The sequence below is a fragment of the Enterobacter sp. PTB genome, from assembly GCF_051130085.1.
Taxonomy (GTDB): domain Bacteria; phylum Pseudomonadota; class Gammaproteobacteria; order Enterobacterales; family Enterobacteriaceae; genus Enterobacter; species Enterobacter ludwigii.
Window position 1 is genome coordinate 68,767 of the sequence record NZ_JBDKEE010000020.1, and the last position, 15,666, is coordinate 84,432.

At 50.0% G+C, this 15,666-nt stretch carries 18 protein-coding genes; 5 read left to right on the forward strand and 13 right to left on the reverse strand.

Annotated features, from left to right (window positions below; genetic code table 11):
* Positions 1–30: 30 nt before the first annotated feature.
* The 4 genes from AAIR21_RS20900 to AAIR21_RS20915 are packed head-to-tail and all read right to left on the reverse strand — an operon-like array spanning position 31 to position 2,017.
* On the reverse strand, positions 31–807 hold the full coding sequence (locus AAIR21_RS20900) for a site-specific integrase (protein WP_434682179.1): 777 nt from the start codon (positions 805–807) through the stop codon (positions 31–33).
* A gap of 6 nt (positions 808–813) precedes the next feature.
* The gene (locus AAIR21_RS20905) at positions 814–1,251 is read right to left on the reverse strand and encodes a hypothetical protein (protein ID WP_434682182.1); all 438 of its coding nucleotides are present in this window, start codon (positions 1,249–1,251) and stop codon (positions 814–816) included.
* A 46-nt stretch (positions 1,252–1,297) separates the two neighbouring features.
* A complete protein-coding gene (locus AAIR21_RS20910; RefSeq protein WP_434682185.1) occupies positions 1,298–1,627 on the reverse strand; it encodes a hypothetical protein in 330 nt (109 codons plus the stop codon).
* Between the two features lie 39 nt (positions 1,628–1,666).
* On the reverse strand, positions 1,667–2,017 hold the full coding sequence (locus AAIR21_RS20915) for a hypothetical protein (protein ID WP_434682188.1): 351 nt from the start codon (positions 2,015–2,017) through the stop codon (positions 1,667–1,669).
* A 567-nt stretch (positions 2,018–2,584) separates the two neighbouring features.
* On the opposite strand from AAIR21_RS20915, the gene AAIR21_RS20920 reads away from it, so the two are divergent.
* Entirely contained in the window at positions 2,585–2,854 is a 270-nt protein-coding gene (locus AAIR21_RS20920) for a hypothetical protein (RefSeq protein WP_046899108.1), read from the forward strand.
* On the forward strand, positions 2,844–3,431 hold the full coding sequence (locus AAIR21_RS20925) for a hypothetical protein (protein ID WP_422712960.1): 588 nt from the start codon (positions 2,844–2,846) through the stop codon (positions 3,429–3,431). Before AAIR21_RS20920 ends, AAIR21_RS20925 begins: the two co-directional genes overlap by 11 nt.
* Before the next feature lie 86 nt (positions 3,432–3,517).
* Here the strand turns inward: AAIR21_RS20925 and AAIR21_RS20930 are convergent, their stop codons facing one another.
* From AAIR21_RS20930 to AAIR21_RS20970, 9 genes are read right to left on the reverse strand one after another with little or no spacing between them, the layout of a single operon-like run.
* Positions 3,518–4,738: an MFS transporter gene (locus AAIR21_RS20930; RefSeq protein ID WP_080350242.1), complete on the reverse strand. Its 1,221-nt coding sequence runs from the start codon at positions 4,736–4,738 to the stop codon at positions 3,518–3,520.
* A 33-nt stretch (positions 4,739–4,771) separates the two neighbouring features.
* Positions 4,772–5,941: an ATP-grasp domain-containing protein gene (locus AAIR21_RS20935; protein WP_046899111.1), complete on the reverse strand. Its 1,170-nt coding sequence runs from the start codon at positions 5,939–5,941 to the stop codon at positions 4,772–4,774.
* A gap of 28 nt (positions 5,942–5,969) precedes the next feature.
* On the reverse strand, positions 5,970–7,211 hold the full coding sequence (locus AAIR21_RS20940) for an ATP-grasp domain-containing protein (RefSeq protein ID WP_046899112.1): 1,242 nt from the start codon (positions 7,209–7,211) through the stop codon (positions 5,970–5,972).
* Positions 7,212–7,220: 9 nt separating this feature from the next.
* On the reverse strand, positions 7,221–8,594 hold the full coding sequence (locus tag AAIR21_RS20945) for a pyridoxal phosphate-dependent aminotransferase (RefSeq protein ID WP_046899113.1): 1,374 nt from the start codon (positions 8,592–8,594) through the stop codon (positions 7,221–7,223).
* Complete coding sequence (locus tag AAIR21_RS20950) at positions 8,587–9,708, reverse strand: hypothetical protein (RefSeq protein WP_046899114.1); 1,122 nt, start codon at positions 9,706–9,708, stop codon at positions 8,587–8,589. Before AAIR21_RS20950 ends, AAIR21_RS20945 begins: the two co-directional genes overlap by 8 nt.
* Positions 9,709–9,710: 2 nt before the next feature.
* Positions 9,711–10,520, reverse strand: coding sequence for a TIGR01459 family HAD-type hydrolase (locus tag AAIR21_RS20955; protein ID WP_161796315.1), 810 nt, complete (start codon positions 10,518–10,520; stop codon positions 9,711–9,713).
* A 52-nt stretch (positions 10,521–10,572) separates the two neighbouring features.
* A complete protein-coding gene (locus AAIR21_RS20960; protein WP_046899116.1) occupies positions 10,573–11,181 on the reverse strand; it encodes a YfbU family protein in 609 nt (202 codons plus the stop codon).
* 13 nt (positions 11,182–11,194) lie between these two features.
* Complete coding sequence (locus AAIR21_RS20965) at positions 11,195–11,623, reverse strand: MarR family winged helix-turn-helix transcriptional regulator (protein WP_434682196.1); 429 nt, start codon at positions 11,621–11,623, stop codon at positions 11,195–11,197.
* Positions 11,624–11,661: 38 nt separating this feature from the next.
* Positions 11,662–13,257 carry an AMP-binding protein gene (locus AAIR21_RS20970; RefSeq protein WP_422712961.1) on the reverse strand — a complete coding sequence of 532 codons (1,596 nt, stop codon included), beginning with the start codon at positions 13,255–13,257 and terminating at the stop codon, positions 11,662–11,664.
* 621 nt (positions 13,258–13,878) lie between these two features.
* On the opposite strand from AAIR21_RS20970, the gene AAIR21_RS20975 reads away from it, so the two are divergent.
* From AAIR21_RS20975 to AAIR21_RS20985, 3 genes are all read left to right on the forward strand, one after another.
* The gene (locus AAIR21_RS20975; protein ID WP_052759975.1) at positions 13,879–14,970 is read left to right on the forward strand and encodes a choloylglycine hydrolase family protein; all 1,092 of its coding nucleotides are present in this window, start codon (positions 13,879–13,881) and stop codon (positions 14,968–14,970) included.
* A gap of 244 nt (positions 14,971–15,214) precedes the next feature.
* Positions 15,215–15,463, forward strand: a complete 249-nt coding sequence (locus AAIR21_RS20980) for a type II toxin-antitoxin system ParD family antitoxin (RefSeq protein ID WP_434682199.1) — start codon at positions 15,215–15,217, stop codon at positions 15,461–15,463.
* Positions 15,464–15,494: 31 nt separating this feature from the next.
* Positions 15,495–15,666 (forward strand): type II toxin-antitoxin system RelE/ParE family toxin (locus tag AAIR21_RS20985; protein ID WP_434682206.1); only part of this gene is annotated, 172 nt, incomplete at its 3' end.

Here is a 15,666-nt window from a genome sequence, read left to right on the forward strand (position 1 = left end):
ATATTGAGGTGTTAAGTACTTTCAACTTTCTTAGATTTTTTTTATCAGCGCCACCGCCTCATCGCCAGGCATCGAGAACTGCACCCGATGCCGCGCCGCCACATCGAGTGCAAACACCTTGGTATACACCTCCGTCGAGCTGATCGACTTGTGTCCCATCAGCGCCTGCAGCACCTTGAGCGGAATGCCGGCATACAGCATGTGCATCGCGTAGCTGTGGCGGAAGGTGTGCGGGGTGACGGGCACCGAGAACGTCACCCCGTCGCGCGCCGCGGCGTCCACCGCCTCTGCCAGCCAGCTGCGCACCGTCCGATCGGTGATCGTCCACAGGCGCGCCTTTTCCATCCGTCCGGTGCGCGCGTTGCGGCGCTCGAACGGAATTTTCAGCGTGGCCACCATCATCTCCAGCTGGCCTACATAGTTCGCATCGGAAAGCGGGACCAGCCGGTGAGCCTGACGGCCGGCCGGCGCGCGGCCTGCCGTTCTGGCGGCTTTCTCCGACCGCTGCTTAAGTGTGGCCAGCTGCACGAACGGGTACGGCGGCGCCAGCAAAAAATCACTCCGGGTCAGCGCCAGCGCCTCGTTAATGCGCGCGCCCGTGTTCCAGAGGGTGGCCAGCAGCATCCTGCGGTGCAGATCGGGCACGTAGTGGAGCAGGGCGCTCACTTCCGGCGCCAGCAGGTATTTTGGCAATTCGTCCTGAACGAGGGCCATCTGGCGCAGGGCCAGGGCGGCAGGGTAATCGATGACCACCGGCAGCTGCGCGGCGGAAAATGAAACGCCCTGACCGGGTAATGCCGGCATCATTGATGGTTATCCTCCGTGTCCGGATATTGCGTTGTCAGTCGCACCAGTGCCTCGTTTGCCAGACAGCGCCGGCAGTTCATCAAACAGCATCACATGACGGGTACGCTTTCCGCGAAAAATGCGTCTCATCATTGGCGTGAAATCCGCAGGCTCCCAGCCATAGGGCCACGTATAGTAGATCCCGGCTTTCAGCGTGTTATTGGGTCGCTCAGGGCCAGCGACGATACGTCTGACCTCCCTGCCAAGCGCCTCACCGCGCAGGCCGTACTGGCCCAGGTAACGACGCAGCCGCGTTCTTGGCATCCGCGGATCGGATTTCACGTAAGCATTAGTATCCATAAACTGCGTAACGTTGATGATGTTACTGCCGTACTTGCGCATGGTGCGCAAGGCGGTGGCCATCACGTCCGTTCCTGTCTCCGGTTCACCATCGGTTCTGTTCATCTGGGTTCCTGTTTCTGGCTTAAGGATTGTTGCGTGGTCCGTTCGTTTAAGCTGATGCGGTGCCTTCCCGCAGCGACCGGAAGGCTGGCAGGGCGTCCGCCCTGGAGGCCGGCTCGGTACAGTCCCCGCGCTGCGGGTCGATTTCTTCGTCAGTGGCCTCGTTATACCGCATACGCAGCCGCCATCCCGTCACGGGAGGCGCGTTCTGTATGGCCAGCACCATCCCTTCCGGCGACAGCAGTTCACGGAGGGTGTAGCAGGCGCCGATCCGGGTCGAATCCCGCAGCCACATCACAGGGTACTCACTGACCAGCTGGTCATACACACATTCCGGCGTATGGAAGTAATTCCCGTCCGCCCTGCAAAAATCGCACATAATCCTTCCTTTAATTAGAAATCCCGCCCTCTGCTTGTATCAACGTTCAGCAGCCAGCTCTTCGGCCAGTTCGACAAAACCTGCATGCTCACTTTCAAGGTACTGGCTGTAAATCCGTGCATCCCGCTCGTTCATGCCAGAGGGATTGCCGGTAAAGTAGCGCTGCAGCACCGCAATACAGTGGCCGTAGGTGTCGAGATCGTATTCCCAGTCACCCGGCTCACCGGCCGCATCCAGCTCCCTGCGGAACAGTTCATACTTGCGCGTCAGAATGCCGAGGCCCAGGTTGGTGGCAGCATAAATGTTACTTTCGTCGGGGGAGGAAATCGCGTTGCGGATTTTTTCAAAAGCATAGCTGAAATCATTTTTGTCATTGAATGCAGTAAACATGTCCTTTCCTCCGTTGGATAATTGCCAGTGCAATTTTACCACACCTAAATCATCACCCGGCCACCCTCACTTCCGTAACCAGGGTGAATTCCCCCACCGTAAAAATCACCCAGATGATAATAAGCAGACATATAGACACGCCGTTAAATTACCGGAGGGTCGTTTCCGGCTGATCCGACTTTCAGGCGTATAACAACTTTCCGGAAGTGTACCACGGTCAGGGAAGAAGCAAAGCGCTCAATTCCGGTGGTGAGCGGTCGGTCGCGAGGCAGGGGGTGAACACAACATATAGTGCCACTTGCAGCTGCAAGCACCGCTACATCTTGTGTTATGGGGCCGCTGCGTGCCGAGCCGGGTGAAGAAGATCCGGGACTGCCAGAAACCGGATCTGCGCGGCGGGAAAACGGAAAAGAGTATGATTTTATGCACTGTAAATAAAATGATATGTGGTATGATGTTTATCATATTTGATAAAATCATATCTGATATGATATTTGCATATAGGAATAAAACCACTCTGCAGTATGATTTTCACAAAAATGACACAGTTCTCTCATGGAGCAAAGCATGGCCAGTCAAGAACCGATACTGAATTTGACCTACAGCGAACTGCTGATGACCACAGAAGTGATCCTGCGCCAATCGTTGCGTTTGCGGCAGGGTGAAATCCCCGATACCCATGACCGGGGACTCTGTCGTGGCGTGATCCTGCATTGGTATCACCTGTCCCTGCAAAGTGGCACTTCCGAAGCGCAGTGCCAGGCCGACATGGCGCAGTTGTGCCAACTGGCCGGCATACCTGGTGACAGCGAGGAGCAGGCGGCCGATGGGCGCTGAAACACAACGACGGCCGTCACCGCTGCAGCGGCGAATACTGATTGTGCTGGCCGCCCTCGAGGCGAAACGGCCGGGGCCGGTGGCGACGCGGGATATTGAGCGGGTGCTGGCGCAGGGCGGGGACGCCCCGGTGTACGGGCCGAACCTGCGCGCCTCCTGCCGGCGCATGGAGGCCGCGGGCTGGCTGCGCACCCTGCGCGCCCCGAACCTGCGGCTGGCCGTCGGGCTGACGGACGCCGGCCGAGCTGTGGCCACGCCGCTGCTGGCCGATGAACTGGCAACCGCGCGCGAACAGCAGCGCCGGCACGAAGTGCGCGTGCTGCCGGTGCGTCCGGCCGACACCTCGGCCGACCAGGAGCTGGTGATCGCCGGCATCACGTATACCGCCAGTCGCGCGGTGTTTGTGGTGCGGCTCGACGGCCCCCCTTGCCTGCAGCTGTGGCGCGCGGACGGCACGGTCACGCGGCTGGAGGGGGATGCGCTGCAGGTCACCGACGGGTATCAGGCGGCGTATGACGCTGGGCTGCCGGCGCAGCTCCAGGTGAATGAGGAACGCAGCTCAGCGGCGAGAAAATAACGTTAAGCATTTGACTCAGTGTCACAGCACAAACCGACCGGGGCAGGGCAATCACGCGGCCGGTGTCGTCCAATGTTTGCTTTCCCTCACTTTTCAGATGCATTGGCAGGCAGCACCGCACTGCGTTGTGCTCGACTGGCGCTCAGGCCAAGAGAGAAAAGCAGACAGACCAGCGCCAGGATGGTAACCCATGAAACAGCGACGACAAAAAGGTTGCCGACCGTGGACAAATAAGAACCGAATGTGAACCCTATACCCAGGCCGATAGCACTCGTCATAAAATTGAATAATGTTATCCTCTGCAACGTATTTCCTTGTGTATCGGTAATTAAATCCACAGCCAGTTGGGGCACCAGATACTCACCGAGAGAGAAAATAAAAGCGACAAACGCCAATCCCCAATAGCCGGTCACCAGGGGGGTTGAAATCAATGAGAGACATGAACAAAAGCTACCAAAGGCCAAAATGGATATTTTTGGAAGCTTATCAATTTTCCTTATCAATCTCCCTCCCAAAAAAGCAAAAACAATCAGGAAAACTGAGTTCAATGTAAAGATATAAGCAACACCATCCTGAATATTATTCCCATTTATTTTTAACGTAATGAACGTGTATATCTGCGCTTCGAAGATATAGTGAAAAAGTGCCCCCAGAGAAACCAGTACAAAAGCTTTGTCGCGAATAACCCTAACCATGCCCTGAAATACATTTACAAATTGTGCCTGCTGAGGCTTCTTCACACCGGGAACAAACAGAAAAACCAGTATGGCAGCGAGCAAAAAAGTGATTGAGCAAAAAACTGACAGAGCATTATACCCACCATAATTGATGAAGGCTTGACCAATAACTGGTCCAAGTCCGCCACCGATACTATTAACAAACTTTATATTTGAAAATAGTCTTAACTTCTCTTGTTCCTTGTCGAGTGAGTAAATTTGATACGCGCGTGAGACATTATAATAGACACCCACGGAAAACCGATAAAGTACAACACAACACAAGAGAAGGACATACTGATAAATCGTACTGGAGACATTGCTGACGAAGAAAAAACCAAAAGCGGATAAGGAGAACACCATCAGTGACAGCGTAAATACAGGTTTGTAAACCTTTTCTGACAAAAACATGCAAACAATGACAGAGGATAAATTGCCGGCAATAATACCCACTGACATCATGACGCCAACATCAGCAGCAGTGAAAGCGTAATGCCCTGTTAGTATAGTGACAAGGAAAGGAAAAAATGAAAACATGCTAATACAAGAGATTAGCATCACGAACATGAGTATATAGTTAGTTCTGCTCATTTTGCGTCCTGAATCATATTTGATTATTCCCGCTCAGAGGTAAATTGGTTTTATCAGAGTTTGGCACAGGTCGAGTTTACTTTTCACATCCTCGGGGGTGCTGCAAATCACATAGCCATTACGTGAAAAGGAATCGACAGGGCGGGAAAGGGACACATTGATGAGGTGAGGTAAACTTACGTCTTTGACGTAGGGTAACAGTTTAACGCGTTGTTCACCACAAATACCACTAACCTGACCAGGTACAAAATCAAAGAAGAGGATCCCGCTATTGTTGCTCACCGGTTGGCGCGTATTATCTAAAGGCAAGCCCGACGCCTCTTGGATCGCCAGCGAATACAGATCGACCCCCGTAGCATGGTAAACCAATTCAGGAATACTGTCGCCACCGACCCGATTATGGGACTCAATGATGTGTATGACACTCCGATCGACCTTCACTTCGGTATGGGTCGCACCGGACTCAATCCCGATAAGGGATAAGAAGCCGCAAACAAAATCATCGATCGCGGCAAAAAACGGCCCATCATTATTCCCCCTGGAAACAATATGCCCATGCTCAACAAACCGGGAGCCTTCATTATTAAACAGGGATTTCTCGGTGACCGCGTGAACGGTATGTACTCCATTAACAGAAAATGCCTCGACGGAGTATTCTTTTCCACCGATGTACTGTTCAGCGATTAATGACTGTTGAACGTTGATTGTCGTAATTTGATTATTATCGACAACAAGTTGAACATTTTCGCTTCCCACACCCCGAGAGGGCTTAAGAATAAACGGAAAACCGAGCAGGGTGGCTGCCTGAGACAGATCATTCGTGGAATGGACTGCATGATAGTTGACATTACCGTAGGGCGTTTCTCTAAGCTTATCACGCATTAATATTTTGTTTTTAACTATTTCAGCCACCACACTGTTTTTATTTTCTCTCGATAATTCGTCATTTATCCATGCCGCCGCCGACAAGGCTTTCTCAGAAAGCGTCAGGACCTTTTCGATATCTTGCTCCCGTAAAAAATCCAATATCATCTTTTTATTATCATCGACATCATAATCACACAGCAGAACGCTATCTGCCAGCGCAATAGCCTCCATCGAAGCAAGTGACTGTTTTTGTATCAGTACCACATAAAGACCAAACGACTTCGCCCGATCCAAAAGCAGTTTACCGCTGCCTATAAAACCTATTTTATTTCCCATACTCACCACCAAAATAAAATTTTCCCAGTCAGGACAATGCCGACAGAGTAATATTTAAACCATTACCATCCAGCAGGGAATTAACACGTAGCTCAATCTGCTGATAACGGTCTTTATTTAAAATAACATACCCCAACCTGTCTTCGCTGCTGCGCAACCCTTTCAACGTTCTGGGGAGTGGAAATATATTAATTCGGGAGAAGATTTCTTCATCCCCCTCGACGGTAACATCGGTTATATGTCCACCGCGAGTGTCTGTGATGTACACGATAGCCGAGGCTTCCCCCTGTTTGCCGATGCTTTCTATGCTCAGGGGGTGATTAATATTCGCTTCCAACATCAGACCTGCCGCATCATACCCTTTCGCATTTTTCATAAGTTCTATGATCATGTCTCCCCCCAGGCGCGGGTTGATTTCAATGACATCGAACCGGCCATTGGAGAATTTAAACTCCATATGTACAAACGTATTTCTCAGGCCAACATGTTCAAGTATGCAGTTGGCATGCAGGCTCACCTGCTCTGAAAACGCACTGCCGTCGGCATACGGAAAAATGTGGGCCTTTTCAACGCAGAACGGGGGGGGGGTAACAAATTTCTGAGTGACTCCCAACAGTCTCCAGTTTTCATTCTCACAATCCCAAACCAACTCAGCACTGTATTCATCCCCGGAAATAAACGCTTCAACCAAGATGTCTTTTGATACGGTAAACCCGCGGCCATTATATTTTGGCAGAGACAGAATATAGTCGATAGCCTCGTCAGACTCCGATTTTGAATGACAGATCTTGACACCGATGCTGCCACTTTCATCTACCGGCTTGATCACACACGGGTATTTCAATATCGCTTGATGGGCTGTGCTGTCACCAGCCAAACGTGTAAAGTCAATTGCATACGCAGTATTGTTGAGTTTTTCTCTTAATAAATGTTTAAAACGAACCGTCAATAGTGCCTCAAGGCCTGGCGCGTACGGCAGGTTAAGGAATTGGTTGATGATCGCGGCCTGTATCATTCTAAAGTCATCAAATGCCATAACGGCGTCAACCGTATCCGGATAACTCTGGAAGAAGGCCAGTAGCTTGGCTATGTCATAAGAATCAACAACAGCCACTTCATCCGCAAAATCAATCGGATTAATCACGGCACTGGTGTATTCCGCTTTATTGCCACAGATGAAAAGCGTTTTATACCCCTTTCGTTTGGCCGCCTGAATGACTAAGGCACCATTACCTGCCAGGTTTGACTCAAGAACAGCAATAACTGACATATATATCTCCTAATTTTTCAGTAAGTTAGTTAGCGCAGTGCGCAGGGAATTTCTCAAAGAATGGTCCAGAATACCTCTGCCGGCATCAAAATAGTCAGAATACTGCCTTTGGGGGATCCTCGATGCGGTCACGGGCACACGGCCAATAGTGATGCTGTCCATTGCCACGTTGCGCTCGTATTCGCTATCCAGATAGGTTGACTTGAGCCCGACGGATGAGAAGGCAACCCTCACTTTACACCCGGTGAAACCAAGAGAGTCCGCAGGAGACAGGGATAATTTCTGTTCTTTAAGTAAATACGCAACCAAATCGCAGCCAGACTTTATGCGTCCGTGCGTCGCCTTGATCAAATAGTCAAAATCAAGCAAAAATCCGTGCCCTGCGGCCGGTTTATGCGTGGTGTTTATCACCTGTTCACCCAGAGAATTATTGATATCATAGACAGATGCATCAATAATGCGCGCTCGTTGCGCACTTTCCTGATTGTTTTCTCTGATATATTCATGACAGTGCAGAACACCGTATTTAACCATTTCCAACGCCACATTTGAGATCGACGGATTTTTCGCTGAACAGATATCACGCAGCGCGGCGATAATATTCGCCCCACCACACGCCCAACCCACTCTGACGTTAGCCAGATTTAAAAACTTGGAAGCACTTTTAATCGTTACGATATTGTCAGGATACTCCGTAAAATATTTTGCCATCTGAGGAGTTCTCTCCTCCTTGTTAAATTCCGTACCAGAAAATACACTGTCTACAAAAACCGTTATATTAAACTCAATACAGACTTTTGACAGTGCCATGAGTTCTGCGTCTGAATAAATCGCCCCGGTTTGCGTAGGATTAAACAAGAAGAGTGTATCAATGTTATTTTCTGATACCGATTTAAAAAGTTCTTCCGCTGTCAGTTTGTAATCATTTTCAATCTTCGTATACTGGCACGTTAGATGTTCATGATATAACGCTGACCACTTTATCAGGTTGTGATAGAATGAAGAGGGCACTAAATAACGACGTCCTTTTCCGATATAATAAGTAAATATTGCATCGAAGAGACTGGTCGAACCGTGTGCCAGCACAATATTGTTGGCGAGACTTTCATGTATCCCATCCACCTTGAAGTCGTCGATGATCCAGTTTTCCAACTCTGCATTATGTGTCATCACATGGTAGTCATCCGGGGAGTAACGATCATCGAGCAATGCTAAAACCCCCGCGGAAAGAATGCCACTCTGCGGTCGTCTTGTTCCGTCGCCATGAGAAAGAGAGATGACATCACTGTCAAACATCCCCGGAAAGACTTTCATACCAGTCTCATCGTTTCCGGACAGGACGTTACGCGCATTTTTGTATGCGTGGAAGAGAAGTTCAGACATGTTTACTCCTCAACGCCTGATAGCGCTGCACCAACTCCGCGGACACCTCACCGACCTCAGAAATATGGTATCCCCCGAGCCCAAATCCCATTAGGGCGTTCATGACATCTGAGGATTCTTGCTTGAGCCGGATATAGCCATCCTGGATACTGTCAATCCCGTCATACCGCTGGCCTTTTTCATTGATGCCTATCGCTTCTGAAAGTGAAATATCGTCATTTAGCGCCACATCGAAACTTCTCCTGCCAATCGAAACGGGGTAACCTCCGACCAACCCTCTTACACCCGGAGCATGTGCCGCTATCGTTTTATCACCGAAAAAGCCTTCAATAATTCTCACTGCCGAACTGGCAGTCACAAACATGCCGTCTTTTCCTCTTTTTCTCTTTAAACCTGTTTTGATGTGTTTGAATATTCTATCGTGCGGTAACATATCCTGACTGACTTCTTCCCCATTATTTTTTACGCTCAAATAATAAGGTGCGCCTTTTGCATGGCCTTCTGAGGGGATGGTATTGCCAACATAGTGGTGAGCGACCATATTGACGGAGATTGAAGATATGTCACTGTTGAGTATCTGTGAAACCGCCTCGCGGATAGGCTGACAAATATTTGAGACATTGCCAATCCCGATATCCGGGGCAAGTGATATCCCCTTAAGCAACGGATTCACGGCATCGGGAAATGCCGCGTTAACTACCGTTGTGTTTACACCGGAGGCTTTTACTGCTTTCATCAGCTGGAGCGCCGGATAGGCATGACATGCAGTCCAGGGGCCTACCCCGGCCGTCCATAATGCTTTGCTGATATGATCGGGCAGTTCTGAAACTACCCAAAATGACTGAACTGAGGCAGTATTAAAAATTAAATCAGGTTCAATATTACCAATGACCTCTGCCATTTCTTCAATGGAGTCGAGATTTATTTTTCTTGACAATATATTAAATGTATGACCAACATTCTCTGACGTAAATTTTATCAGATTAACAATTTCGTCTGCAGCATTTTCATTCCTGGCTGCAATCGTCACCTGGCATGGAAAGTTTCTCCAGGCCAACATCTCTGAAACCATCGTAGAAAGGACACCTGAACCAATGATAAGTACCTTATACATAATCACCCCTGTAGATTTAGAATATAATCATGCAACCCTTCATTTAATTCATCTTCGCTATACTGCAAACCACCACATCCAGCGACCAGTATGGTTTTAAGTGACGCAGAGTTTCCACCAGAAATATCCGTTTTCATCGAATCCCCCACCATGCAGGCATTTTCCTTTTCCACACCAATCCCTGCCAATGCGATATTAAAAATATCTTCACCAGGTTTGCCATATTCGTAAACAGTACCACCTGCTTCTCTCACTTTTTGACAGAAGTACCCCGCAGCCTTATGAATACGACCTCCAATATTGACAAGTTTATCCGGGTTCGTTGAATAAACGACCAACCCTCTTTCTGTGATTTTTCTTACTGACCTTTCGATCTCTTCATCATTTTCATAAATGATGTTTGCAGCAATAACAAAATCACATGTTTCGATGGAAGAGACTTGCCGATCTAACATTGCAGTAAGCCAGTTACATTCACCGGCGGTGCCCATTAGGAAGAAAGTGTGTTGTGGATTGGCCGCGAAATGGCGAGTAATTCGTTCTTTGCACAGGCTTCCGGACGTAAAAATTCCATCAATAAATGTTTCTGAAATCCCTTTACCATTCAGTAAAACAGCCAGCTCTTCCGACGTGCGAGAAGTATTGCTCACGAGCGCGATCCGGCCATGCATTTTCATTTTTCGGAGCAAATCATCGGCAATATGAGTTTTCGACTGGCCATCGTATAAGACACCCCAGACGTCTACGAGATAACCTTCGAATGCAGGCACTTCATCCACACAGGCAAGGCACTTTATATTTCTTTTCATCATGCATCCATCCATGGTGTTGAAAATCATTGTCATTTATTTATACGAAGAATATTCATCTCCCGCAAACACCGTGGGATGACGCAGCCCACTTATTCCGTCTCAATACATTCATCAGTGCATAATCGTTCCGGCCTGCGAGAACGATTTCACAGAATATTTCTGGCGGAATTATTTCTTTCTTTACCGGCCTGTTCTGGAAAGGTGTAAAAAACTCCAGCATTTGTATATACCGGCCTGTTGCAGGTGTGCAGGCATTTTTCAGTAAATCGTCCTCTGAGTAATAGCCAAGCATTACCAGCAGGCGGGATATATCGGCCATATTTCTTTCCAGCTGCGGATGAAAACCACTGAATTCCAGGTCATACTTTTCGGAAAAATCAGGAATTACCCGGGAAATCTGTCGTTTCTCCTGTTCATTAAAATTGCTGAAGGCTGATTTTAAGTCATGAAATAAATTCATCACGTTACTGATAAAATCAACCTCGTCAGGGATGTCAGTATTATCCGTATGCCCGGGATAAGCCAGTTCAATGGCCCAGAGCTGGTTCAGATTAACGGCCGTTCTTATCAGTTCCGTATCATAGCCGTTGCTGATGTTCAGGGTGTCAAAGATATCACAAAGCATCAGGGTATTCATTTTTTGCAGGTCGCCATATTGCATCTCTTACCCTCCGTTATTCACCTGTACATTTACTCTTACCATGGTTTAACCAGATTTTATTGATTATATCGCTGAAAAGAACCAGCTCACTCCCTTCAAGGCAGGACAGCAATGCCGTCAGAATGTCATTCCTGATCTGCATGGCTAAATGCAGCCGTTCTTTACCCTGCCCGGTCAGCGTGATTATTTTTACTTTTCTGTTTCCCGGCGCTTTATGCCGGGTAATGAGTCCGGCAGCCTCCAGGGATTCGAGAGCTTCCGTGACGCTCCGGCAGCTGTAGCTCAGTACCGTCATCACATCCGTTGCATTACATGCCTCATGCTCCTCGATTGCTTTCAGCACCCTTGCTTTTGACAGCGTCAGCCCGTGATTTATCAGCGCGCTGTTTACCTCATTTCTGAAGTCATGATGCAGCCGGTTAAGGCGCTCCAGCACCTCCACCAAATCTGTTGACGGATTATGCATATGCGCGCCCCGGCTCAGGAAAGCATGTCCTTTAATTTGTATTTCAGAATCTTTCCCACCCCCGATTTTGGAAGGGTGTCCAGAAAATGAATGCGGCAGGGAATTTTGTACGATGTCAGGTATTGTCTGCAGTGCGCCCTGACGTCATGCTCAGTGACCGCATTCTCCGGCCGTATAACAATAAACGCGCAGACCGCCTCTCCGGTGACCTTATCCTGAACGCCGGTGACGGCCGCTTCGCTGATGGCCGGGTGCTGCAACAATACCGATTCAATCTCCACCGGATACACGTTAAATCCGGAAACAATAATCATCTCCTTTTTTCGGCCTTCCAGCTTCAGGCAACCCCTGTGGTCCCGCGTGGCCAGGTCACCGGTGGAAAACCAGCCGTCACTCAGCACGGCCCGGGTCTCATCCGGCCGGTTCCAGTAACCGCTCATGACCTGGGGCCCCCTGATGAGGACTTCCCCCTTTTCACCGTCAGCCATATCCCTGCCCTCTGCATCGACAATCCTGATGTCGGTATCCGCCACCGGAAAACCGGCATTATCCTGGCAGTCCCTGGTATCAAAGGGCTGCACAGTAATCAGCGGTGAGCACTCGGTCATGCCATAACCGACCAGAATGGCTTTCTGCGTGATGTCCAGCCACTGCTCTGCCACACTGCGGCTCAGTTCGGTTCCGCCGCTGACGCAAAAGCGCAGGAATGAGAAATCAACATGCCGGAAATCCGGATGCGCAAGGAGATGGCTGTACAGCGTGTTCACGCCGGCAAAGGCCGTAAACCGGTATCGCTGCATGGCGCTGATGGTGTCGGCAGTATTCCGCGCATCCGGGATGAGGATATTGGTTCCGCCGGTCGCGGCAAAGAAAAGAAAATTCACCGTCAGGGAGAAGATGTGATAGAGGGGCAGTGCCGTAACAACCCTTTCTTCACCGTAGCTTACATGGTCGCCACAGGCGGTTTTCATCTGGACAATATTGGCCATGATGTTGCCATGGCTCAGCATGGCCGCTTTGGATATCCCCGTTGTTCCCCCGGTATACTGGAGAAAGGCCAGACTGTCGGGGGTGACAGGGGGTATGGTCATCCGGTGAAAACGTCCGTCATGCAGGGCGACATCAAACCGCACGTGATTTTTCTGGTAAGGTTCGGTCCTGACATCGTCTGCATCAGCGGTGAGCGGTATGTCTGTATCGGCTTCGATAACATACAGCGTGTCATCGTGACTGAATAACCCGACCAGGGCCGGGAGTGTAATGACGACCCTGGCGCCGCTGTCCCCGACAAACTTGCAGGCTTCATGGCCTGTGGCGTGAGGGTTGATGTTAACCACCACCATCCCGGCCCGTAACACCGCGATGACCGACAGGCAATACTCCAGTGAGTTTGGCAGCATCACGGCAACCCGCTCCCCGGCGCTGAGGTTTCGCTGGCTCTGTAAATACGCCGCCAGGTTGCGGCTCATAAAGTCCAGGTTACGGTAGCTTAACCGCGTGCCTTTACAGACGAGTGCGATGTGATCACCGTAGGCTTCAAATGCAGCATCAAACATACCGGATAAGGTACTGGCCTGTAATACGGCAGGAAACTCAGCGTCGTATTTCATAACTGACCACGCGTTGTGATGAATGGTGTTAACAGATATCCATCGGGTGCCGTTTCAGGCAAGCGTTAATAATCATTAAATGTATAAAACGAGAAGAAGCTCACTCATTTAATTTCACGCCGTAATTTAATGGATGCACTTAATTTAAATAATTTCAATATAAATTCAAGGCATTACGAAAAAAGAAATACTTTATTGTTACTCTTTGTTATAGCTCACCAGACGAACTTAGCGCATTTTTTATTTCATTAACCAGCCGGCACAGTGCATAAAATCATTTCTACGCAAAACATGCGGTATTTATCAGCGTGGCATCACGAATCTGATAAATATAAAGTATTCAGATTTGACGTTTGTTTTAGCGTTGCATTTACTTACCCTGTAAGTAAAAATTTGAGTGAGCTTCCGTATATATCAGAATTTAAACCGTGCCTGGTTATCTGATTTTATCAGACAGTTTCAGTGCCGGGGCGTCCTGCCGGGCGGATATGAACATTGTTCTTTATATTTCTGCACACCAGTCTGGCATATACCACTCATCGGTCAGATTGCCCCTGTCGTCCACGTACAAAAATGCCTGGTGGTGCTTTATGCGACCGCCGGGGTTAAGGAGGTCTGTTAATGAACATGCTTAAACGGTTAAGACAAACAGCAACCGCTACAGTGATCGGTGTGGCTCTGGGGGCTGCGCTGATTTCTCCGTCACCCCGTGCCTGCACCACGCTGGTGCTGCCGGCGACCGACCACACCCGTATCTATGCGCGCACCATGGAGTTTGCGATGGATACCCGGTCCCGTCTGGTTGGCCTGCCGCGAAACCTGCCGCTGACGGGACAGAAAGGCCTGGCATGGAAAGCAAAATATGCGGTAACAGGCATGAATGTTTTCAACATGCCCGCCATGCTGGATGGCATAAATGAGAAAGGGCTGGCGGGAGGGGCGCTGTATTTTCCCGGACAGGCCGGCTATACCGCGCCAGAAGAGGTCAACGAAGGGCAGGGGCTGGCACCCTGGGAATTTCTGACCTGGGCGCTGACGAATTTTGCAACGGTGGCCGAGGTCAGGGCAGCATTACCGACGATACGGATCATGTCCGTGACGCTGAAGGATATGGGTATTGTTCCCCCACTGCACTATACCCTGCACGATGCGACCGGCGACTCCATCGTCATTGAGCCGGTGAACGGCAAACTGAAGGTGTATGACAACCCGCTCGGGGTGCTGACGAACTCGCCGGACTTCGCGTGGCACCAGTCCAACCTGCGTAACTATGCAAATCTGACTCCGGAAAATGTGCCCGTGGGTTCAGCTGATGACGTGGCGGGTACACCTGCGGATGTGGGATACGGGCTTCGCGGCATGCCGGGAGACCCGACCTCTGCATCCCGTTTTGTCCGGGCGGTGTTGCTGGTACGGTCTGTGCAGAAGACAGAGGGAGGCCTCCCGGGCGTCAGAATGGCCGAGCATATTGCCAGCAGCTTTACGATCCCGAAAGGACTGATCCGGGATAAGGGTGTTCCGGGAGACTACACGCAGTGGATATCCGTGGCCGACCTCGGGCAAAAACGCTATTACATCAGAACCTGGGATAATCCCGTGCTGAGCGGTGTGGGATTCAGTGATTTTGATATCAACGGTACGGCAATGACCTGGTTTGTCATACCGAAAGAAACGCAGCCCCGGACGCCTGAGTCGCAGGCCGGAGGGGCTTAGCCCCTCCACCGGGCCATCCTGTTCACTGGTTGGCGCTCTGAGGTAAGCGCGGATAAACACAGGCATGGTACTGTTGAAATCCTTTAACGGAACCGGTTCTGTTAGGGTTGGTGTTATCAGGTGATACAGTACCCGCACCGGTCAGTGCCGTACAGGGGTACCCGAACAGTACCGATCATTTGTTCTGATGCCTGAAGTTGTTATATAGTATCTGTATTAACAGTTAATACAGGCGGAGGGTGTGATGCGAAAAATAACCAGCATCAGTATGGGCGAACAGCTCGACGGATTTGTACAGCGCATGGTGGAAAGCGGACGTTATGGCAATGCCAGTGAAGTAATGCGTTCCGCACTGCGGTTGCTGGAGCAACAGGAAACTCATGACGAAGTGGTACGTCAGGCCGTTATCGCCGGCCTGGAGAGTGGGGAAAGCTCACTGACACTGCGGGATATAGCTGCACAGCGGAACCGTACTTACGGTACTGGCCGCTGAGGACTTTACCGGCATTTACGATTACACGCTGCTGCGTTTTGGTAAAGTTCAGGCGGAGCATTACACTGAAGCCATGGAGGCGTTTTTTGACACGCTGGCGGGCATGCCACACCCCGGAAGGGAATATTCGCCCGTTCCCGGTGTGATGCGGGCTGAATTTCAGCGCCACACCATTTTTTACACCGTCAGGGATAACGATATCC